Here is a 22,277-nt window from a genome sequence, read left to right as displayed (position 1 = left end):
CACACTACAAGTTACAGAAAATTAACACACTTTTATCGCATTGATCACAAACCGCGCCACCTCTTTTTTGCGCCGCTGGATCATTTTCCAATATCCTTCCTCGTCCATGTCAAACGCTTTTTGCAGGTAGGCCTTACCGATAAACGGGAAAAGGATGAGCGAAATGATGTGCAGGAACAGTTGTTCCGCGTCGATTTTGACGACATGCCCCGCCTTGTGTTCTTCCTGAAGGGCCGCCGAAAAGTTATCGAGGAAAACTTTATACAGCTTCCCCACGTTGCGCCGCTCCATGATGGCCGGGTTCTGCATCATCTCGTGCATGATGAACATCGCGTTGCAGGGGTTGGCCTCGCAAAGCGATATTTCCGCCTCGACCAGTTGTTCGATCTTCTCAAACAGGGGGATGTCCGCCACCATGATGGGTTGTACGGTCGTCAGGAACCGGTTGAAGGCTTCGTCAAAAATCACCTCGAACAACTTTTCCTTGGACCGGAAATAGTAATGCAACAAGGCCCGGTTGATCCCGGCCTTGTCCGCAATGTCCTGCATGCGCGTCCCCGAAAATCCCTTTTCGGTGAATACTTTCCGGGCGGAGGCCCGGATGATGTCCTCGGTATTCTGGTCCATGGTCCCTCCTTTAGCAGATATGTTTAACCAACTTGTTAATGCAAGGTAAATAAAAAAGCTAGATTTCCAACTTCGTGCATCCCCATTCCTTTCATCGTTGCGCTGGCGGTCTTTTGGGTGTAGCTGGCGGTGATGCCTCTATAGACGATCACCCAGCCGTAGTCGATTTCCGCCACGCCCCTTTTGAGGTTGTCCGCGTACCCATCGATCTTTGCGACATCATTGTGATTCAATGTTTTAGATAAAACACCCCCTTCCAGCAACGCGTTATACGCGGTCCATTCCGCCCGGGGCGAGCCAAAAATGTAAAACTGGGCCCGGCGGGGCGCTCCATGTCTCGGGCCTGCCCAAACGTCCATTTTGCGGGGTTTTTTGCCCTGAAACTGGGCTGCCCACCCGTCAAAATAGGGGTTCATCCACCCTACCCTCACGGTGCTGTACACGGCGCCTCCGTCCAGCATGGTCCCAAAATAACCGGTGGTGCCCGCAAACCATTCCAGCCCACGGCCGACATGCAGGATCTCCTTTTCCACCGTCAGGTCTTCGTTGAGCAACAGGTCGTTGGGCAACTGGTTGTTCCAACCCATCGGCTTCTGGTAGTGGATCAGTCCGTGGAACCAGGACTGGATGGGGCCTGCCGCCGCGATGGGCCCCATGACGCCCATCACCAGTTCGGTCTGGAAGCTCAGTTTGGTCACCGGGTTATACGAGAGTTTGTCGTGGACCAGGAAAAGGGCACCCGAATACGGGTAATTGTTGGGCATATAGTCCTTGATCTTCAGGTTGTTCGGGGTGTACATGACCTCCATGATGCCCCATTCGTATGTATTGACACTGCCCCTGCCCGCCGAGGGCATCAGCCAGCGGTCCGCCAGCCGGTCCCGGTGGCGTTTGGCATAGAAGTAGTCGATCCGGGAGCCGTTGGTGTACCCTTCGTCGGTACCAATGCCGCGGATGTTAAAGAAGTCGTCGTCTTCGTAAATTCTTAATACGGGGGAGGTTGTTTTGGCGTCTTGTGCCTGTGCGTTTTGGTGAGGCCATACGATTCCCGCCAGCAACCCCAAAATGAGGTAGAACTGTTTCATAACCAATCTTTTGAATTTGTGTTTGGAAAAAGTGCGTCGACTGGTGGCTGGGATCCTAAACGTCGGGGCCAGAAGAGGGCGTAGTTGGCGGGATGAATTCAGATGTAAAATTATAACACTTTAACAATACGGTTAAACACTTTGGATAAGTTTTACATTCCGATTACAAACCGTCCTTTACGGACCGTATCCCATGGGGCGCCACAGGCGCCCCGGCCGAAGGCCCATCATTAGCGATGTTGCGGCAGCGGACTAAATTGTCCGCTAGTCCGCTGCCGCAACTCCTAAAACACGTACATTCGGGCCGGAGCGCATGATCACCCAGGAGACCATACAACAGATACAAAACCGTATCGACATCCTCGACGTCGTCGGGGAATTTGTAAAACTCAAAAAAAGGGGCGCCAACTACCTGGGACTTTGCCCCTTCCACAACGAGAAGACGCCTTCCTTTACCGTCTCCCCCGCCAAGGAAATCTATAAATGTTTTGGCTGCGGGCGGAGTGGGAATACGATCGGGTTCCTGATGGAACACGAGAAGTATTCGTACGTGGAAGCCCTCCGCTGGCTGGCCAACCGATATGGGATCGAGGTGGCGGAAACCGAAACCTCCCCCGAATACCAGCAACGGCAACAGGTATCCGAAAGCCTTTTTATCCTCAACCAGTACGCCCAGAAATATTTTTCCAAAACCCTGGAAGAGACCGAGGAAGGGCAGGCGGTGGGCATGTCCTACCTGGAGGAAAGGGGGTTCCGGGCCGACATCATCCGGAAGTTCCAGCTCGGGTACTGTATGGAAAGCCGGGATGCCTTCTCCAAAACCGCCGTGGCCGCCCAGTTCAACCCCGAGCTCCTCCAGCGCAGCGGTCTTTCGGTCCTGAGGAACGAACAACTCTACGACAACTACAGGGGGAGGATCATCTTCCCGGTGCACAACCCGTCCGGGAAAATCCTGGGGTTCGGTGCCCGGCAGATCCGCACGAACGACCGCTCCCCCAAATACATCAACACCCCGGAGAACGAGATCTATGTCAAAAGCAAGCTCCTCTACGGGTTGTACTTTGCCCGCCAGGCGATCGACCGCCAGGACGAATGTCTCCTGGTGGAAGGCTATACCGACGTCATTTCGCTCCACCAGGCCGGGGTGGAAAACGTGGTCGCGAGCGGGGGAACGTCACTGACACAGGACCAGCTCCGGCTGATCAAAAAATATACGGACAACCTGACCATCGTTTATGACGGCGATGCCGCGGGGATAAAGGCCGCCCTGAGGGGGCTCGACATGGCCCTGGAGGAAAGGCTCCAGGTCAGCCTCGTCCTGATCCCCGACAAGGAAGACCCCGACAGCTATGTCCGCAAGGTGGGCCCCGAGCGCTTCCGGGAGTTCGTGGTCGCCAACAAAAAGGATTTTGTCTTCTTTCAACTGGACGTCGCCCTCAAAGACGCCGGGGACGATCCCCGGAAAAAGGCCGCCGTCGTCAACCAGATCGCCGAAACGCTCGCCCGGATCAACAAGGCCGAAGACTTTACCCGCCAGCAGGACTATATCCGGCGCAGCTCGGAGCTCCTGAAGATCGACGAGGCGGGGTTGAATGCCCTTGTCAACAAGCATATCCGGGAGAAGGTCGGGAAGCTGGAAGCTCGTCAAGCTTCGGAGCCTTCGGCGGTCGCACCCGAGGCACCCGCCGCCGGGGACGCCGATGCCTTCGACCTCCTCAACAAGGAAGAAGCCAACGAACGCGCCCTCATCCGCTGTCTCCTGGAATACGGGAGCAAACACCTCGACGAGGACGGGGCCGTGGCCGAGTTTATTTTTGCCCACTTCGACGACGCCGAGCTGTTTGACAACAAGGACCTCTTCCACGTCCTGCACCTCTACAAGGAACTCTACCGTTCCGGTGCACAACCGGACATGCGGACCTTCCTCTACCACCAGGACCCCGGCGTCAGCAGCCTTGTCATCGGTCTTACCGACACCAATCACCAGCTCAGCGATCGCTGGCACACCCGCGATGCCGACCTGAATTACAACACCATCAAGGACGGATACCTCAAGTACCTCGGCAAAGACTATGTCGTCAAGGAAGAAGCAGCCGACCAGGAACGCTACAAGGAGGAAGTACGCTCCACCGTGACCTATATGCAGCTCAAAAAGATCAAAAAGATGATGCGGGAAAACCAGAAGGACATGGAAAAACCCCATACCCCCGACGAGCTGACCCTGCTCAAGGAAACCCACCGCCACCTCAAAGACCTGGAAATAGAACTCACCCGCCGGCTCGGCACCGTGATCCTTAAATGACCGTATGTTCGCAAAGACCCGCCCCTTTCTTATTCTTTTTCTCGTGTTTATTATCGTCGGTGCCTGGCTCCTGGCGACCTATTCCAAAGCAGACCTGCTGCTGGCCGTCAACGGGCACTATTCCCCGTTCGGGGATGCGGTGATGCCGTGGTGGACGAATTGGGGGGATGGGGGGGCGCATATCGCGATCATCGTCCTGCTCATCGTTTATGCACGCCGGAAACTTGGTAAAGCCGCCGCCATCCGCTGGGGCTGGCTCGCCTTCCTGGCCTTCGCCCTCCCCTCCCTGCTCTCGCAGGTCCTGAAAAGCGAATTCTTTAACAAGGAACCCCGGCCGGTGACCTTTTTCGCGTCCACGCCGGACGTCCTGCACCACGTCCCCGGGGTCGAGTTGTGGACCTACAACAGCTTCCCTTCCGGGCATACCATCACGGCCTTTAGCATCGCGTTGACGCTGCTGTACCTGCTGGCGCCCCGGCGGGTGTGGACCTGGTCGGTGCTGTTGTTCGTGTGGGCGTGCTCGGTAGGTTACTCCAGGATGTACCTGGCGGAGCACTTCTTCAAGGACGTGTACGGGGGGGCCATCATCGGTGTGCTGGCCACGCTGGCGGCGCTGTGGATCGGGGAGCGGTCGCTGCCCCGGCGGTGGCGGAAACGGGCGGCCGGCGGTGGCGTGGCGGCCGGCAGTGCCGCGGTAGCCGGCAGTAGCGCGGCCGCATAAGGTCTAGCGCTGCCCCAGATCGCTATACGACCGCGTCAGCAGGTCCTCCTCGCGAATGCCCAGCGCCTCGCGAAATTGGCAACACTGGGCCGCGAGTTCTTCTTCCGTGGCGGAATCGTCCACGTCCACCGCCTCGATCTCGACAAAACACCCCAGGCCTTTGACCTCATCCAGGTGGAATTTGACGTTGTCGATGAAATAGATCTCCCGTTTCTTCTCGACGACGACATTGGTGCCCAGGGCCTTGTCCAGTATATCATCCAGGAGTTGCGCACCGGCGGTTTCCAGAGCGAAATACCCCGGATCCCCGGCGCCGGGATCGAGTGGGCCCATCTTTTCTTTAAAGATCAGCGCGTTTTCGATGGTTCCCCGTCTTAGCTTGAGCTTTCCGTTGGGTACGTGGAAGTAAGTATCCTTTTGGACATCGGTCGTCACCAGGCGGGCCTGATGTTCCATTAAAAAAGCCCGTATCGGTTCCAGTCGGTCGAGTCGGGCTTTTAATGCTGTAAGATGTTGCATAGTCTATTTCTCAGTGGGGTTCTTTTTGCCGGCCCGGAGCTTTTCGAGGGCGGCGTCCAGTCGCCGTTTGCGGGTGTCTTCGCGTTTGGCTTCGGTGATCCAGCGTACGTACTCCTTCTTATGGGTGTACGGCAGGGTGTCGAAAAAATCTTTTGCCTTCGGGTGCAGGGTGAATATGTGTTCGAGGTCCTGCGGGAGGGCGACGGTGCGCTTGCCCACCTGGGCTTCCGCGGTAGCAGTGGCTGCGGCGGCGCGGGCCGCGGTGACGGCAGCACTGCTCGCAGCGACACCGGCGCGGGCCGGGGCGGCAGGGCGGCTTTCCACCGGAATCCCGGCGGGAAGCGCAGCAGCGGCGGCTGCCTTCTCCGGGCACTCGGCCCTCGCAAAGCGAAGCGCCGTCCACACATGGTCCAGGGGCTCCGACCAGGCAATGGCATACCCGTGATCGCAAAGGCAGTTCCAACTGCAATCGCGGTTCAGGTCGCTGGCGATCTTGGAGGCCGCTTTGGGATAAGCGATCCACAATTTCGCATGGGGTTGGAGCGCGGGGAGGACGTCTTTAAGAATCGCCTGCAGTTGCTGATGGTTGATGGCAAAGACCAATGCGAAATCGATCTTTTTCATCCTCAGCAGAGGCGTTACGTTTTTAGCAAAAGCCAGCTTGACAAATTGTTTCTCAATAGAGGAGGGAAGGCCCTGGATCAAAAGATTCTTTTCGTCTTTGAGTTGCAGTTTTTCAAACAACGTTTGCGACATGCGACAACACTTTTTGGCGTCAAAAAAGTTTTGAACGGAATGCAAAATTAAGGAAAAAATCTTGAAACCAGCGGCGGGACGCCGCTTTTAGTTAATCCACATCGTCCAGGTCACGCCGGCGGGCTTTGCGCCGGTCCCTGTACTTCAGAATGCCCGCCTTGCTCTCGTTCCCTTTGAGCAGGCGTCCGATATTCTTTTGATGGGTCAGTAGCACCAGCAAAGCCACGGATACGGCGAAGATACGGTAGAGCTGCTGGGGTTCGTCGAAAATATAGAGAATGAACACCGCAAATGCGACCCCGGCCAGGATGGAACTCAAGGATACGAAGCGGGTCGTATACAAAACCAACAGGAATACACCGACACAAGCCAGGGCGACATAGGGTTGAATCGCCAGCACCATTCCAAACAGGGTGGCGACCCCTTTTCCTCCCTTAAAATCCGCCCACAAGGGGAAGATGTGCCCCACCACGGCGGACAGCCCGAGACCGATCTGAAGGTTGACCAGGTCGGTGGTGTGGATGGGATCGGTGTAGTAAGGGATGAGCAAAAACAATTTCACCGCGGCCAGCCCCTTGAGCATATCCACGACCATTACAATGGTGCCGTACTTGGAGCCGAGCACCCTGAACGTATTCGTAGCGCCCATGTTGCCGCTTCCATAGTCCCGGATGTCTATTCCAAAGAACACCTTGCTCACGATCAATGCCGTTGGAATAGAGCCGATACAATAAGCCAACAATAGTACCAGGAATTCATTCATAGTCCATTGGATTACACGTAGTCTACTAAGTTACGTTATTTTGCCCAATTCCTAACGCCTTTTTCCATAGCTGTGCCAACCAACCCAATGCCTGCCGTTCTCCGTCAAAAGCAAAACCGGCCTTTTCCGCGGCTTCGCCTATGACAACTCTATCCTCCAAAAGGATGCCACTTAGCAGCAGCAGCCCCCCTGGCGCCAATAATGAATACAATGTCTCCATATACTCCAGGAGCACATGCCGGTTGATATTCGCCAGGATGACGTCCGACACCGGCACCCCGTCAAGGGACGCAGACAAATGCAGACTCACCAGCCCCGCCTCGTTCCGGTCACGGTTTTCCCGGGCGTTGTCGATCGACCAGGGATCGTTATCGAGGGCCCAGATGGCCCTGGCACCCAGGCGCTCGGCGAGGATCGCCAGGACGCCCGTCCCCGTGCCGAAGTCTACGACGCGTTTGTCTTCGATCGGCATCGCCCGCATGGATTCGATCATCAGCCGCGTGGTCGCGTGGTGACCCGTGCCAAAACTCATCTTCGGCGTGATCACGAGCTCGTGACGCACCCCGGTGATCGCGGGATGGAATTCCGCGCGGATACCGCAAAAGTCATCGATCACGACCGGCTCGAAATTCGATTCCCAAAGCAGGTTCCAGTTCTGTTCAGGGAGGACGTTGCGCTGGACCGTCCCATACGCCGCGGCGACCTTGCCGAAAGCCAGTTCATCCAGGAGGTCTTCCCGGATATAGGCCTTCAGCCCGTCCTCTTCTTCCTCGAACCCTTCAAAACCCAACGCCTCCAGGTCGGGGACCAGGAGGTCCCGCCGGGTGGGATCGGGCTCCGGAATGATTAATTCGATGTACGACGGCATAGGATGCAAAACGACCTGTCTGTTTTCAGAGCAGGTCGTTTTTATGGTTTAGTTTTCGTTCGCAATGTCTGGAGCGCTTTCGCACTTCCGCGCTGTCCGAGCGCCGCCGCGTGGCAGGAGCGCCGCCGCGTGGCAGGAGCGCCGCCGCATGGCAGGAGCGCCTAGAGCTCTTCAGCCCCGTCGCTCTGGTGAGGATGCGGCTGCTCGCTGTGCTGCGGCGCATCGTTCCTCGGCTCGCGGTGAGGTTCGCGTTCGCCCCTGGGTTCCCGATCGCCCCTCGGCTCCCGGTCGCCGCGCGGTCCGCGGTCTCCACGGTCGCGATCACGACCACCCCTGTCGCCACGATCACCGCGGTCTCCACGGTCGCGGCGGTCACCGCCACGGTCGCCGCGGTCACCGCGCTCACCCCTTTCGGGACGCTCGGGGCGTTCTACGTAACCCTCGGGTTTGGGCATGAGCACCTTGCGGCTCAGCTTGTATTTACCGGTCTTTTGATCGACACCCAGCAGTTTAACCTTGACCATGTCGCCCTCGTTAAGGACGCCTTCAAGGGTCTCCAGGCGCTTCCAGCTCACCTCGGAAATATGCAGCAAACCCTGCTTACCCGGCATAAACTCAATAAACGCGCCGAATTCCTTGATGCCCTTGACGGGTCCTTCGTAGGTCGTACCTACTTCCGGCATCGCGGTGATGCCCTTGACCCAGGATACCGCCTTGTCGAGGCCTTCCTTGGCGGGAGAGAAGATGCTCACCTCGCCCTGGTTGCCGACTTCTTCGATATTGATCGTGGTACCGGTTTCGCGTTGGATCTCCTGGATCACCTTGCCCTGGGGCCCGATGACCGCACCGATGAATTCCTTGTCGATAAACAGCTTCACCATGCGCGGAGCGTGCGGCTTCACGTCCGGGCGGTGTTCGGAAATGGTTTCATACATCGCGTCGAGGATGTGGAGACGGCCCTTGCGCGCCTGCTCCAGGGCTTCCCTCATGACGTCCATGGGAAGGCCGTCGACCTTGATGTCCATTTGCACCCCGCAAATACCGTCACGGGTACCGGTGACCTTGAAGTCCATATCGCCCAGGTGGTCTTCGTCCCCCAGGATGTCCGTCAGGATCGCATATTTCTTGTCGCTGGCGCGGGTGATCAGACCCATCGCCACGCCGCTCACGTGCTTGGTAAAAGGTACGCCGGCGTCCATCAGGGCCAGCGAACCGGCGCAAACGGTCGCCATGGAAGACGACCCGTTGGATTCCAGGATGTCGCTGACGACACGAACCGTGTAGGGATATTCGCTGCCCGGCATGATCTGCTTCAGGGAGCGCATGGCCAGGTTGCCGTGTCCTACTTCCCGGCGGCCGGGGGCGCGCATCATCTTCACCTCACCGGTGGAGAAGGGCGGGAAGTTATAGTGCAGGATGAACTTCGAATAATCGGAAGTCGCAGCCGTCTCCAGCAGGAGCTCGTCCAGCGGCGTACCCAGGGTCACCGTCGTCAGGGACTGGGTTTCCCCGCGGGTAAAGAGGGCCGAACCATGCGGCGTAGGCAGGGGTTCGATTTCCATCGCCAGCGGCCGGACCTGGTCCAGCTTACGGCCATCCAGGCGGATGCGGTCGTCGAGGATCATGTTGCGGACCACTTCCCATTCCAGGTCGGCATAATATTTCTTAGCCAGTTTCTTTGTCTTGTCGTCGGCTTCTTCGCCAAGGGAAGCGATCAGCTCGTCCTTCAGCGCGCTGAAGGCCTCTGAACGCTCATGTTTGGCCGTACCCTTGCGGGCGATGGCCCACAGTTTTTCGGTACAGAATTCCGCCACTTTTTGTTGCAATTCCTCGTTGGTCTCGGGCTTTTTGTAGTCCCGTTTGCCGGTCACCCCTACCTTACTCCTCAGCTCTTCCTGAGCCTTGATCTGTACCTGGATGGCCGCGTGGCCTACTTCCAGGGCCTTGACCAGGTCCTCTTCGGCGCACTGCTTGGCTTCCCCTTCCACCATCATCAGGTTCTTTTCCGTCGCCGCGATCATGAACTCCAGGTCACACTCGGCGAGCTGTTTGCGGGAAGGGTTGATGATAAAGGACCCGTTGTGCCGGGCCACGCGTACTTCGGAGATGATTTCTTTAATGGGAATATCGGAAACGGCCAGGGCCGCGGAAGCGGCCAGACAGGCCAGCGAGTCCGGCAGGACGTTCTCGTCGGAGGAGACGAGCGTCACCAGCACCTGTACGTCACAAAAATAATCTTCCGGGAAAAGGGGCCGCAGCGCGCGGTCGATCAAACGGCTGGTCAGCACTTCATAGTCGTTCAGCCTCGCTTCTCTTTTGAAGAAGGACCCCGGGATACGCCCGGCAGAAGCGAATTTTTCCTGGTAATCTACGACAAGCGGGAAGAACTCCTGTCCTTCCTTCGGGTCTTTGTTGGCGACGACTGTCGCCAAAATGATACAATTTCCCTGGCGAACCGTTACGGCTCCATCTGCCTGGCGGGCCAGCTTTCCGGTCTCGATCGTCACGATCCGACCGTCGCCCAGGTCAAATGAGCTACTGATTGGTTGTGTTAACATACACTATTGGGATAAATCTGCGTAAAAAAATATATGTACAAAAAAACTATTCCCAACCGGAATTTACAGTTGGGAATAGTTTTTTACAGACATCGTGTCCTTATTTCCTGATACCTAATTTTTCGATCAGCTGGCGGTAGCCCGTCAGGTCGTGCTTGCTCAGGTACGTCAGCAGGCGTTTGCGCTGACCTACCAGGTGCATAAGGCCCCTTTGCGTAGAAAAGTCTTTCTTATTAGCCTGCATGTGTTTGGAAATATCGTTGATTCGCTCAGTGAGCAAAGCGATCTGGCCCTCGATCGAACCCGTGTTCGTGGCTTTACCTCCGTACTCAGCAAAAATGCTGGATTTCTTTTCGGTTGTTATCGACATCTTAGATAGAAATATTGCGGCTGCAAAGGTACGAAAAAGATTAATTAAAAAACAATTATCTTGCCCGAGCCTATGGTTCAGCTCTATTCCCCAGCTACCACACCCCGTTTGGAATACGTCCTGGGCGTGATTTTCAGGGACCATCTCCGGGTCCCCTACCGGCTCACTTCCGACCGGGACGACTGGATGGAAGCCGAAGGCCCAAAGATCAACTATTCCAGTGAAAAATTGCCCGTCGGGCTTGCGATTTCACCCTCCGGGATTCTCTCCGAGCGGTATGTGCCGGGGCAGGCGCCCCTGGCGGATCCCCTGCGGGGGGCGGGGCCCCTGCCGGGCGGGGGGGCGACCGCCGTGGGCGGGGTTCACCCGGGCGGAGGTGCCGCGAGCGGAGGCCACCCCGGCGGGGGTGCGGCGGCTGCAGGCGGGGTTCACCCGGGCGGGAGCGCGGCTCACTTGGCCGGGGCGGCCACCCCCGACGCGCCTGGCTGGCCCTTCGATCTCTTTGGCGCCGTTTTCTATCTATTGTCCCGGTACGAGGAATATCTTCCCCAAGCCCTATACGACCACTTTGGCCGTTTTGACCCCGCGGGGTCGTGGGCGGCCCGGCAGGGGTGGCTCGAACGACCGCTGGTGGACGAGTGGATCGCGGCCCTCGCCGCGGAGTTGCACCTGGGTGGCACGCCCGCCGGGGCCGCTGCAAGCGGCGCTGGTGCGGTTAACGGCGGAGTGGGCCGGGCGGCCACAAGCGCTGGCCCCGCCGGCAGCGGCTTTTTCGCCACCTACGACATCGACCAACCCTGGTGTTATCAGAATAAGGGATTGACCAAGAACTGTTTATCTGCCGGAAAGGCCCTCACGGGGGGGCGCTGGACACAGCTCCGGGAGCAGGCGGAGGTCCTGAGCGGCAAAAGGCGGGATCCCTTTGACAATTTCTCGTGGATGGACCGGGTGAACGAAGCCCTGCCCGAGACACCCGTTTATTTTTTCCCCCTATCGGCGAAACGGACGGTGTATGATAAAAACCCCTCTCCGGGGAATGGCGCCTACCAGGAGCTGATCAGGGCCCACGCGGGGCGGTACCCGGTGGGGGTGCACCCGTCCTTTCACGCGTCGGATACCCCGGGTCTCCTGGCTTCGGAGTGTGCGGTGCTGAACCGGATCACCGGGCTACCGGTGACGGTTAGCCGATTTCATTACATCCGTTTCCGGCTTCCGCAAGGGTATCGGCTGTTGCTGGAGGGCGGGATCCGGGCGGACTATTCCATGGGCTATGGGGAACGCAACGGTTTCCGGGCGTCTTATTCCCGGCCCTTCCCTTGGTATGACCTCGAAAAAGAAACCACCACGGCCCTTCAGGTCGTTCCTTTTTGCTGGATGGAGGCGACGAGTTTCCACAACAGCGGGCTTTCCCGCGAGGCCGCCCTGGCGGAGCTTCAGGGCTACAAACGGGCGGTGGACCTGGTGGGCGGCCGGATGACGGTCATCTGGCACAACAACAGCCTCGGGGAAGAAGCGCGCTGGATCGGGTGGCGAGAGGTCTACAAGGATTTTTTGAAGCCGTTTGTGCCTACCTTGCCTTCATGAGCATGCCGCCCCATATTTGTATCGCCCTCATGGATGATCCCGTCTACAAACAGTCCTCCATCCGGGTGGCGGATGCCCTCGTCCGCGCGGGGTACCGGGTGACGCTGATCGGGCGGCGGCTGGATCCGGAGCGGCCCGCGGGAGCGGAGCCCGCGGGGGCGGCCGCGGGCGGGCCGAACGAAGCGGGCCCACATGGCGCCAGGCCGAACACAGCGGTGGCGCGAAGCGCCTCGGCCGCTGACGCGGCCATCGAGGGCTTGGCGGGCCCGGCGCCCAGCGGCGCCGCGAGCGGGCCGAACGCGGTTGCCGCTTGCGCGAAGCGGGTTCGCTTCCGCCCCGTTTTCAAACGGGGCAAACTCTTCTACGCGGAGATGAACCTCCGCATCCTCCTCTACCTCCTGACCCACCGCGTGGACCTGGTCTGCGCGGTGAACCTGGACACGATTATCCCGTGCTGGATCGTTTCAAAGCTAAAGCGCATCCCGCGGGTATACGATGCGCGGGAGCTGTTTACGGAGCTGGCGGAGGTGGTGGCGCGGCCGCGGGTGCAAAAGATGTGGCTGTGGGTGGAGCGGACGATGGTGCCGCGGTTTCCGAACGGGTATGCGGTGTGCCAGAGTATTGCGGAGGAATTGGAAAAGCGCTATAACATACAATACGCGGTGGTGCGTAACATGACGGTGTTAAAAGCGCAGGACCCGGGGGAAAACCCGATGGACAAACCCTATCTGTTGTACCAGGGCGCGGTGAATGTGGGACGGGGCCTGGACGCGTTGATCCCGGCGATGCAGGGAATCGACCTGCCGCTGGTGGTGTGCGGGACGGGGAACTTTATGGAACAGTGCCGGGCGTTGGTGGAGAAGCACGGACTAGACGACAAGGTCATCTTTACGGGGCAGCTACCGCCGGGGGAACTTATTCCCTACACCTATCACGCTTTTGCGGGGTTGAATCTGGTGGAGCGGGAGGGCTTGAACCAGTACTTTTCCTTGCCCAACAAACTCTTTGACTATATACACGCGGGCATTCCGCAGGTGACGATGGATTACCCGGAGTACCGGCGTGTACAGGAGCAGTTTGAAGTGGGGGTGCTCATACCGGATGTAACGGTGGAGAACATACGCAAAGCGGTGGAGCACTTGCAGAAGGACCCGGCCTTGTACGACCAGCTGCGCGCCAATTGCAAAAAAGCCAGAACCGCGTTCAATTGGCAGGTGGAGGAGCCGGGACTGATCCGTGTCTATAAGGCGGCCTTAAAATCATAACCCATGCACCTACACCTGTTGTCTTTTACCATCCCCTACCCTGCTGATTTTGGCGGGGCGATCGATGTCCTGGAAAAAATAAAGGCGTTGCACGCGGAGGGGGTTCGTGTGCACCTGCATTGCTTCCGGTATAACCGGCCGGAGGCGCCGGAGCTGGAACAGTATTGCGCGGAGGTGCGGTATTATAAAAGACAGACGCGGTTTTCGCTGACGTTGCCGTATATCGTTTCTTCGAGGGTGAGTATGGACCTGATGGGCGTCCTGGACGCGGACGACTACCCGATCCTGGCGGAAGGAGTGCATACGGCGTATGCGCTTTTGCAGGGGCGCTGGCCGGGGCGGGTGATGGCACTGCGGCTGCACAACGTGGAAACCAATTATTATGCGAACCTGGCGGCGCTGGAGAAGGCGGCCTTCAAGCGGTCGTATTACCGGCTGGAGAGCTGGCTGTTGGGGAACTGGGAACGCAAGGTGTCGGGGCTGCCGCTTCTGGCGATCCACCCGGGGGTGGGGACGTATTTCCAGCAGCACTACAGGAGCGGGCAGGTGACGTACCTGCCGGCCTTTACGAGCTATGCGCCGGGGAACAACCCGACGGGGCGGGGCGAATACGTCCTCTTCCATGGGGACTTTTCGGTCGTTGACAATGTGGAATCCTTACGATGGCTGCTGGAGGAAGTGGGGCGGGGATCGGACCTGCCCTGGGTAGTGGCGGGCCGGCGGGGACAAAACGTCGAACAAATACTGAAGGCGCACCCGTATGCCCGGCTGGTGGCGGATCCGGGCGCGGAAGAAATGGAGACGCTGATCCGGGAAGCGCAGGTGCACGTGGTGCATTCCTTTAACCCGGAGGGGATCAAGATAAAACTGCTCCATGCCTTGTTCGCGGGGAGGCACTGCATTGCGCAGGAGGCCTTGCTGGAGGGCACGGGGCTGGAGGAAACCTGCCGGCCGGCGGCCAACGCGATGGCATTCAAGACGCAGTTAGACATGCTGTGGGCATTGCCCTTTACGGAGGAGGAGAAAAAGAAGCGCACCGAAGTGCTACGGGCTCAGTTCGACAACCGCGCGAATGCGCGGAAACTGATGGCGCTGATGGGGCTGTAGCCGTGAGGCGCAAAAAAAGCTAGAACACACTGGCATTATCCAGCACCTTCCCCCGCTCGGTCTTGACCGTCCGGGCAGGAAACTTCTGGATGACCCTATAGTCGTGGGTCGCCATGATCACGGCGGTGCCGTAGTCGCGCGCGATATAAAAGAGGAGCTGCATGATCTCGTCGGAGGTCTCGGGGTCGAGGTTACCGGTGGGCTCGTCGGCGAGGATGAGCTTGGGGGAGTTGAGGAGGGCGCGGGCGATGTCGACGCGTTGTTGTTCGCCCCCGCTCATTTCGAAGGGCATTTTAAAACCCTTGGCGCGAAGACCGACCTTGTCGAGGACGTCTTCGATCTTTTCGTTCATGAGCTGCTGGTTTGTCCAGCCGGTGGCTTTGAGAACGAACTTGAGGTTGTCGTAGACGGTCCGGTCGGTGAGCAGTTGGAAGTCCTGGAAAACGACGCCGAGGTTGCGGCGGAGGTAGGGTACCTTTTTCCAACTGACGTCGCGGAGGTTGAACCCGGCGACCATGCCGTCTCCCTGTCTGAGGAACAGGTCCCCGTAGAGGGTTTTGAGGAGGCTGGATTTGCCGGCCCCTGTTTTCCCCACGAGATATACGAACTCGCCTTTGTGAACGCTGAGGTTCACGTCCTGTAGGATGAGATTATCGCCCTGGTAGATATTGGCGTGCTGCAAGGAGACGATTACTTCTGCCATCGAAGACATTTCGTGCAAGTTACAGAAACTGAGGGAAAATCATTATACCTAAAAAAATAGTTGTTGAACTAAAAATATAGTCATACCTTAGATTCATGCCACCCAAAACATTGACCAAAGCGGAAGAACAAATCATGCAAGTCCTCTGGAGCGTAGGCAAAGGCTTCTCCAGGGACATCCTGGAAGCACTCCCCCAGCCCAAGCCTCACCAGAATACGGTGGGCACGATCCTGAAGATCTTACAGGACAAGGGCTTTGTGGGCACCAACCTGGTGGGCCGCAACCACGAGTACTTTGCGTTGGTGTCGAAAGAGGAGTATTCGAAAAGCTCGGTAAAGAGCCTTGTCAAGGGCTATTTTGACGGCTCCTTTTCCAATATGGTCTCCTTTTTTGTCAAGGAAAAAAACCTTTCGGTGGAGGAGCTGGAAAAATTATTGCTGCAGATGAAAAAACAAAAGAAATGACACCCTTGTTCGCCTACCTGCTCAAGATGTTCCTGGTGTCGGGTGTCCTGTACACCTACTACCACCTGGTCCTGCGGGACAACCGCTTCCACGCGTGGAACCGGTTCTACCTGCTGTCTGCGGTCTTGTTGTCGCTGACCCTTCCTTTGTTTCATATCCCGGTGCACAGCACGCAGACGAGCGACAACCGTTTGCTTTTTGCGGTCTGGCAGTTGCTGGGCAAAAACAACACCGGAACCGTACAGGCGACCGGCCCCGTTGCCACGGGGATCACCTGGATGACGCTCCTTTCCGGGGTGTACGTGCTTTGGGTCCTGATCCAGTTGGGGATCATGGGGGTGCATTTGTGGCGGTTGCGCCGGCTCCGGCTGGCGTCTCCGGCGGGCCGTCTGGACGGGATCACACTGGTGACCACGGAGGACAGGGGCACGCCTTTCTCCTTTTTCCGGTGGATCTTCTGGAACCGTTCCCTGGAGCTGGATTCAGCGGAGGGGCGGCGGATGCTGACACACGAGCTGACCCACGTACGGGAAGGCCATAGCGTAGATAAGGTCATCCTGCAGGTTGTGTGCGCCTTTTTTTTCCCCATCCTCCCGCTCCACCTGATGCGTAAAGAGCTCCAGTTGATCCACGAATACCTGGCCGATCAGCAGGCCACCCAGGGTGGGGACATCTCCACCTATGCCGAGCTCCTGGTGAGCACGGCCTTCGGCACGTCGCCTTATGCTTTTGCCAATAACTTTTTTCAACATCCTTTAAGACGAAGACTTGCCATGATGACAAAATTTTCGAACCCCCGCTTTACGTATGTGCGGAAGCTGATGTTTCTTCCGCTGACACTCCTCCTTTTCGGCCTGCTGGCTTTCCGGGTGGAAAAGGACCATCCCCTGCTGACGATTCATTTTCAACAGGCGGCGGCCAGGCTGGAACAGGATGTACTATTTACAAACCGCCTGCCGGTCGTGACCCCGCCACCACCGCCCCCTTCGAGGTGGAAGACCAGGGTGACGCTGCCAGACACCACCCCGATGGCCCAACCATTACAGGCAGTCACCGTCACCGGTTACGCCCAACCGAAAACGGCACAACCACTGCAGGCGGTCACCGTCACCGGTTACGCAGCACCCAAGACAACCGATACCGTTCCACCCGCATCTGCGCCGGAGATCAGAATCGGACGGGGCGGCGAAGAGACCGTCTTGTGGGTCATCAACGGCAAGATGGTTAAAGACCGTAGTCAGATGCCCGCGCTCGACCCCAACCAAATCCAATCCATCTCCGTCCTAAAAAACGAGGCCGCTATAGCCAAATACGGACAGACCGGGCAGAACGGGGTTATCGAGGTCTGGCTGAAAGGATACACCGGCAGCGACATGCCTGCAACGGACGACAAGATCTTTACCAAGGTGGAAGTAGAAGCCCAGTTCCCCGGCGGTGACATAGCCTGGAACGACTATGTCCGTAAATCCCTCATAGCCAATATGGACCAGCTTAAGGACGACAAGAAGTCGGGGACCTGTGAGGTTATGTTTATCGTCGATAAAAATGGCGCCGTCTCCGATGTGCAGGCGCAGACGATGCAAGGCAGCGTCCTGGCACAGGTCAGCGTCGACCTGGTCGTTCGCGGTCCACACTGGATACCCGCCACGCAAAACGGCCACCCCGTAAAGGCCTTCCGCAAGCAAAAGATTTCCTTTCAAATGCCCGACTAATAAACGCCTATGGTCCTTTTTGGCATATACCTGGTTAAGGTCACGCTCCTCTCGGGGCTCCTGTACGCCTATTACCACTTCCTCCTCCGGGACCGGCAGACCTTTGGCTGGAGCCGCTTTTACCTGCTGGCGGCCGCGGGGGTATCGGTGGGGGTTCCCTTGCTGAACATTCCTTTGCACCTAACGGTGCCGCATACCGGTACGCCGACCGTGGCACCCCTGCTCAAGTGCATCCCGGGGACGGGAGAGGCGGACCCAGCGGGCGCCCCCATGGCAACGGCGGCCCCGGTGATCCCGTGGACCCAGGTGGCCCTCGGCTTGTATGCACTCGCAGGGACCGTCCTGCTGGGTCTGCTGGTCTATCACATAAAGGCGCTGTTCCGTCTGGAGCGGCGATCGGAACATCATCAAATGGGAGACGTCACGCTGATCGCGACGGATGCCCCGGGCACACCGTTCTCATTTTTCCGGTGGATCTTCTGGGACCGGCAGTTGTCCGTACATTCGGCGAACGGGCAGGCTATCTTCCGCCATGAGCTGGCACACGTCCGTCAAAGGCACAGCGTCGACAAAATGTTCCTGCAACTGCTGTGCGCCGTCTTGTTCCCGGTATTCCCACTGTACCTGATCCGGCGCGAGCTCCAACTGATCCACGAGTACCTGGCGGACCAGGCTGCCACCGAGGAGGAGGACGCCGGTGATTATGCACGCTATCTGTTGGAGCACGCCCTGTATGCCAAGGGGCATCGCGTTGCCCACGCCTTTCATCAACACCCCCTCGCCAAACGTATAGCCATGATCGGCAGACAAATCCATCCGCCGGCCTGGAGCCGGTGGATGATCCTGCCCTTCTTCCTCGCCGGATCCGCCCTCTTTGCCTTTACACCGACACCCAAAGCCGCCAGGACACTGACGGTCGTGATCGACGCCGGTCACGGGGGATTGGACCCGGGGGCGCCCGGGGGCGGTCTCCTCGAAAAAAACATCACCCTGGACATCGCCCGGGCAGTGGCCCGGCTGGCCCCGGGGTACGGGGTGAACATCCTGGAATCCAGGCCGGGAGACAGCCTTGTCGACATCGAGGACCGTATCCTTTTTGCCGGCAGACACAAAGCCGACGCTTTTGTGTCCATCCACGTCAACCTGTCCTCGCCGGGGGAAACAGGGATAAAAAATTTCATTTCCGTCCGCAACCGTTTTGCCGATTCCAGCGCCTTGCTGGGGTCGCTGCTGGCCGGACACCTGGGCCGGATCTATCCGACGGAAAAAGTATTGCGCACCCATGAGGAACACATCGGCGTCCTGGACAGAAACGTCTGCCCGGCCGCACTCATCGAATGCGGGTACATCAGCAATCCAAAGGACAGGGCGTTTATCAGCAAACCTGCGAACCAGGACAAAATCGCCCGCGCCATCCTGGAATCCCTGGCGGATTATGCGAATGGCCGTGGCGGCAAAACCTTACAGATCCAGGGCGGAAGCCAATAATAACACATCCTGAATGAGAAAATCGTTTTTTGCGGGCCTGCTATGCCTGCCCGTTCCCCTTTTGGCTCAAAAGACCCGGGTGGATACCCTCCGGGAGGTCCGCATCCTCGGTCAGCGTCCGCTGTTGGAAAAAAAACTAGACCGCACCATCGTTCACGTGGACGCCCTGCTGGCCAATACGGGCGGCCAGGCCTGGCAGGTCCTGGAAAACACGCCGGGTGTCCTGGTCGATGAAGACGGCACCATTACCCTCAACGGCAAAAGCGGGGTGCTCGTCATGATCGACGACCGCCCGACCTACCTGGAAGGGACGGACCTGGTCAATTACCTGAAGTCCCTGCCCGCCTCCACCCTCGCCCAGATCGAGCTCCTGCCCAATCCCCCGGCGCGTTACCCCGCTTCGGGCAGCGGCATCATCATCCTGCGGACAAAACGGGCGGAACGCAACGGTTTCCACGCGCAGCTGACCTCCAACTATACCCAAAGCCTTTTTCCGCACGTCAGCCAGAGTATAGACGTCAACGGACAGGAAGGCCCTTGGCAAATAACGGCCCGCGCGGGTTATGTATACAACCGCAACTACTTTGTCAGTGACCGGTACCGCCGGTTGTTTGATTCCGGGGATACGGACAACCAGGATATCGTCGAGGATAGCTGGGCCCAAAACATCAGCTACGGGGCCAGCGTGGAACACAAAGGACGGCATACGTCCTGGGGCGCGCTTTGCAACGGGGAGGTCGGTCCTTATCATGAACTCGGCCATTACCAGGACGGCTTTTTGGACGCGACGGGCAAGACCGATTCGTTGACGGACATCCGCAGCCATTACCACAACCAGTCCGCGGACGTCAGCGCCAACGCGCACGTGCGCCACGACTGGACACACGAGGGGCGCAGCCTTTCCGCGGATGCCGATTTTGTCTATGACCACAGCACGGCCTTCCAGGATGAAGTCTCCACCACCACCCTCCCGGGGGGCCAGGTTTCCGACATCTATGAGCTGATCGACCAGCAACCGTTTACGGCGGCCATTTACGGCCTGAAGGCCGATTATACGGATAAGTTCGGGCAACACCTGTACCTGGAAGCAGGTGCCCAGGAAACCTATTCCATCCGGCAAAATCAGGGGATCTATACAGACGGGACACCCCCGGCGCTTACCCCTGACACGGCTTTGAACAATACCTTTCGTTACGACGAACAGATCCGCTCCGCTTATGTGACGCTCCGGCGCGAAACCAAAGGTCTGGCGCTTCAGGCAGGGCTGCGGATGGAAAATACCTGGGGGAAAGGGAAAAGCCCGGATTCATCGTTCCGGCTCGACTATGTCAATCTTTTTCCCTCCGTGCACGCCCTCATCGGGGGCGTCTTATCCCTCGCCTATTCCCGCCGGATCGACCGCCCGGGCTACGGCGACCTCAATCCTTCCCGGTTCTATTTCGACCGCAACAGCTATTTCAGCGGGAACACCGCGCTACAGCCCGCCTTTTCGCAAAACCTGGAAGCCGCCTATACCTACCGGAGCCGGTATACCCTGACGGCCGGTTATTCCACCAACCGCGGGGAGATTCACCAGGTCTTTATCGCGGAAGGGAACACGTTTTATTACTACGCCATCAACATGGACCGCGCGGTGGTTACCCGTCTGGCCCTGGATGTTGCCACACCCCTGACCGCGCACTGGACGGTCAACCTGCACACGGAGGGCGGGATACACCACTACCGGTCCGCCCTACCCGATAGTACACTCCTTAACAAAAGCCTTGGGTTCGTTCAGGTGTCCGGGAACACCCGGTACAGTTGGGGCAAGGGCTGGAGCGCCGAGGCCAGCGGGTTTTATTTGTCGAACCTCCTGGTCGCCCAGTGGGTCATCCGGCCATACGGCCACCTTGACCTGGCCTTGCGCAAAAAATGTTGGGGTGACAAAGGCGCCGTGACCCTTCAGGGGATCGACGTGCTGCACACCTGGATCAACGCGCGGACCATCTACCTGAGCAACGCGGTGGCGCACTTCCGCAACGACTTCCACCACCCGGCGGTATCGCTGACGTTTTCGTATTCGTTGGGGCGAAAAGAAATCAAAACCACGGAGCATAAGACCGGCGTGGAAGAGGAGAAGGCGCGGCTTTAGCGCGTTCCGGCGATCACGCGTTTCCATGTGGAAGACCGGGGAAGACCGGCAACGGAAAAACTACAGAAAATCCTAGAAAACGATGCTTTCTTCCCCCCGGCGGATCACGAGCTCCTTTTTGGAGGCGGCCTCGACGCGCCCGATCACCCGGGCCTCGATGCCATAGCGGGCCGCGGCATCAAGAAAAAGCGGGGCGTCTTTCGAAGAAGTATAAATTTCCAGCCGCTGCCCCATGTTGAACACCTGCGACATCTCCCGGGCGTCGGCCCCGGACGCGGCCTGGAGCAGCGGGAAAACGGGCGGCGGATCGAAGAGGTTGTCCTTGATGATGCGTACGTTGTCCCCTACGTATTTGAGGACCTTTGTCAACCCGCCCCCGCTGTTGTGGATCAACCCGTGGATGGCGTGGAAATGGTTTTTGAGGACCTCCTGCATCAACGGCAGGTAGGTGCGCGTGGGGCTGAGCAGCAATTTGCCGACGGGGATCTGTTCGAGGATGCCCCCGTGGGAAACCCCCACCAGGTCGGTCATGCGGTGGGCGCCGATATAGACGACCTCCCGGGCCAGGGAGGGATCGTAGGTTTCCGGGTATTGGTCGGCGTAGTATTTGGCCAGCGCGTCGTGGCGGGCGCTGGTCAGCCCGTTGGAGCCGATTCCGCTGTTATATACCTGCTCATAGGCACAACGCCCGAAGCTCGCCAGCCCTACGATAACGTCCCCGGGTTGGATGTGTTCGTTGGTGATCGTGGCGTGAAGAGGCCAGCGCGCCGTCATGGTCCCGTTGACGGCGATGGTGCGGACGACGTCCCCCACGTCTGCGGTCTCCCCGCCCATAAACCGGATGTTGACGCCATAGTCGCTCATTTGGTCAAAAAACGCCTGGGTCCCGTGGATGATCGCCTGGAGCACTTCTCCGGGGATCATGGTTTTGTTCCGGTCGATGGTGGAGGAAAAAAGAAATTGATCATGGATCCCGACACACAACAAATCGTCGATGTTCATGACGATGGCGTCCTGGGCAATGCCCTTCCATACGTCCAGGTCGCCCGTTTCCTTCCAATACAGATAGGCCAGGATGCTTTTGGTCCCGGCCCCATCGGCGTGCATGACGTTGATCCATTGGTCGTCTCCACCCAGATAGTCGGGGTATACCTTGCAAAAGGCGTGGGGAAAAAGCCCTTTGTCCAGGGCCGCGGTGGCGGCATGCACTTCTTCCTTCTGGGCGGAAACTCCTCTTTGCTGGTATAGAGACAT

Annotated in this window: 19 protein-coding genes; 9 read left to right on the top strand and 10 right to left on the bottom strand. The window is 58.3% G+C overall.

From position 1 onward, the window contains the following. Nucleotides 1–21: 21 nt before the first annotated feature. Complete coding sequence (locus EDB95_RS13395; RefSeq protein WP_133994311.1) at nt 22–627, bottom strand: TetR/AcrR family transcriptional regulator; 606 nt, start codon at nt 625–627, stop codon at nt 22–24. A gap of 35 nt (nt 628–662) precedes the next feature. Then, a complete protein-coding gene (locus EDB95_RS13390) occupies nt 663–1,712 on the bottom strand; it encodes a lipid A-modifier LpxR family protein (RefSeq protein ID WP_133994310.1) in 1,050 nt (349 codons plus the stop codon). 313 nt (nt 1,713–2,025) lie between these two features. On the opposite strand from EDB95_RS13390, the gene dnaG reads away from it, so the two are divergent. Then, entirely contained in the window at nt 2,026–4,014 is a 1,989-nt protein-coding gene (gene dnaG / locus EDB95_RS13385; RefSeq protein WP_133994309.1) for a DNA primase, read from the top strand. Between the two features lie 4 nt (nt 4,015–4,018). Further along, nucleotides 4,019–4,735, top strand: coding sequence for a phosphatase PAP2 family protein (locus tag EDB95_RS13380; RefSeq protein ID WP_133994308.1), 717 nt, complete (start codon nt 4,019–4,021; stop codon nt 4,733–4,735). 3 nt (nt 4,736–4,738) lie between these two features. Here EDB95_RS13380 and EDB95_RS13375 read toward each other — a convergent pair whose 3' ends face one another. The 6 genes from EDB95_RS13375 to rpsO form a co-directional block, all read right to left on the bottom strand. Further along, complete coding sequence (locus EDB95_RS13375) at nt 4,739–5,191, bottom strand: class IV adenylate cyclase (RefSeq protein WP_162852586.1); 453 nt, start codon at nt 5,189–5,191, stop codon at nt 4,739–4,741. Nucleotides 5,192–5,257: 66 nt separating this feature from the next. Beyond that, entirely contained in the window at nt 5,258–6,010 is a 753-nt protein-coding gene (locus EDB95_RS13370) for a YdeI/OmpD-associated family protein (protein ID WP_133994306.1), read from the bottom strand. Between the two features lie 91 nt (nt 6,011–6,101). After that, nucleotides 6,102–6,773, bottom strand: a complete 672-nt coding sequence (gene plsY / locus EDB95_RS13365) for a glycerol-3-phosphate 1-O-acyltransferase PlsY (protein WP_133994305.1) — start codon at nt 6,771–6,773, stop codon at nt 6,102–6,104. Nucleotides 6,774–6,798: 25 nt separating this feature from the next. Continuing rightward, nucleotides 6,799–7,641 (bottom strand): 50S ribosomal protein L11 methyltransferase, encoded by an 843-nt coding sequence (gene prmA / locus EDB95_RS13360; protein WP_133994304.1) that lies wholly within the window; start codon nt 7,639–7,641, stop codon nt 6,799–6,801. A gap of 161 nt (nt 7,642–7,802) precedes the next feature. Beyond that, entirely contained in the window at nt 7,803–10,199 is a 2,397-nt protein-coding gene (gene pnp / locus EDB95_RS13355) for a polyribonucleotide nucleotidyltransferase (protein WP_133994303.1), read from the bottom strand. A gap of 100 nt (nt 10,200–10,299) precedes the next feature. Then, nucleotides 10,300–10,569, bottom strand: coding sequence for a 30S ribosomal protein S15 (gene rpsO / locus EDB95_RS13350; RefSeq protein WP_133994302.1), 270 nt, complete (start codon nt 10,567–10,569; stop codon nt 10,300–10,302). A gap of 72 nt (nt 10,570–10,641) precedes the next feature. Here rpsO and EDB95_RS13345 point away from each other — a divergent pair, with 72 nt between their 5' ends. From EDB95_RS13345 to EDB95_RS13335, 3 genes are read left to right on the top strand one after another with little or no spacing between them, the layout of a single operon-like run. After that, nucleotides 10,642–12,153, top strand: a complete 1,512-nt coding sequence (locus EDB95_RS13345) for a polysaccharide deacetylase family protein (protein WP_133994301.1) — start codon at nt 10,642–10,644, stop codon at nt 12,151–12,153. Continuing rightward, on the top strand, nt 12,150–13,418 hold the full coding sequence (locus tag EDB95_RS13340) for a glycosyltransferase (RefSeq protein ID WP_133994300.1): 1,269 nt from the start codon (nt 12,150–12,152) through the stop codon (nt 13,416–13,418). Before EDB95_RS13345 ends, EDB95_RS13340 begins: the two co-directional genes overlap by 4 nt. Before the next feature lie 3 nt (nt 13,419–13,421). Beyond that, nucleotides 13,422–14,525 carry a glycosyltransferase gene (locus tag EDB95_RS13335; RefSeq protein WP_133994299.1) on the top strand — a complete coding sequence of 368 codons (1,104 nt, stop codon included), beginning with the start codon at nt 13,422–13,424 and terminating at the stop codon, nt 14,523–14,525. A 19-nt stretch (nt 14,526–14,544) separates the two neighbouring features. Here the strand turns inward: EDB95_RS13335 and EDB95_RS13330 are convergent, their stop codons facing one another. Then, a complete protein-coding gene (locus EDB95_RS13330) occupies nt 14,545–15,237 on the bottom strand; it encodes a cell division ATP-binding protein FtsE (RefSeq protein WP_246073623.1) in 693 nt (230 codons plus the stop codon). A gap of 86 nt (nt 15,238–15,323) precedes the next feature. Here EDB95_RS13330 and EDB95_RS13325 point away from each other — a divergent pair, with 86 nt between their 5' ends. The 4 genes from EDB95_RS13325 to EDB95_RS13310 are packed head-to-tail and all read left to right on the top strand — an operon-like array spanning nt 15,324 to nt 21,023. Beyond that, nucleotides 15,324–15,692, top strand: a complete 369-nt coding sequence (locus EDB95_RS13325; protein ID WP_133994298.1) for a BlaI/MecI/CopY family transcriptional regulator — start codon at nt 15,324–15,326, stop codon at nt 15,690–15,692. Next, nucleotides 15,689–17,404 (top strand): energy transducer TonB, encoded by a 1,716-nt coding sequence (locus tag EDB95_RS13320; protein ID WP_133994297.1) that lies wholly within the window; start codon nt 15,689–15,691, stop codon nt 17,402–17,404. The genes EDB95_RS13325 and EDB95_RS13320 overlap by 4 nt, the downstream gene beginning before the upstream one ends. A 9-nt stretch (nt 17,405–17,413) precedes the next feature. Next, on the top strand, nt 17,414–18,892 hold the full coding sequence (locus EDB95_RS13315) for an N-acetylmuramoyl-L-alanine amidase (protein WP_133994296.1): 1,479 nt from the start codon (nt 17,414–17,416) through the stop codon (nt 18,890–18,892). A gap of 13 nt (nt 18,893–18,905) precedes the next feature. Continuing rightward, on the top strand, nt 18,906–21,023 hold the full coding sequence (locus tag EDB95_RS13310; RefSeq protein WP_133994295.1) for an outer membrane beta-barrel family protein: 2,118 nt from the start codon (nt 18,906–18,908) through the stop codon (nt 21,021–21,023). 72 nt (nt 21,024–21,095) lie between these two features. Here the strand turns inward: EDB95_RS13310 and EDB95_RS13305 are convergent, their stop codons facing one another. Further along, complete coding sequence (locus EDB95_RS13305; RefSeq protein ID WP_133994294.1) at nt 21,096–22,277, bottom strand: AIR synthase-related protein; 1,182 nt, start codon at nt 22,275–22,277, stop codon at nt 21,096–21,098.

Source organism: Dinghuibacter silviterrae (assembly GCF_004366355.1).
Taxonomy (GTDB): domain Bacteria; phylum Bacteroidota; class Bacteroidia; order Chitinophagales; family Chitinophagaceae; genus Dinghuibacter; species Dinghuibacter silviterrae.
Note: the sequence above shows the minus strand (reverse complement) of the source record. Positions and strands in the feature narration are given on the sequence as shown.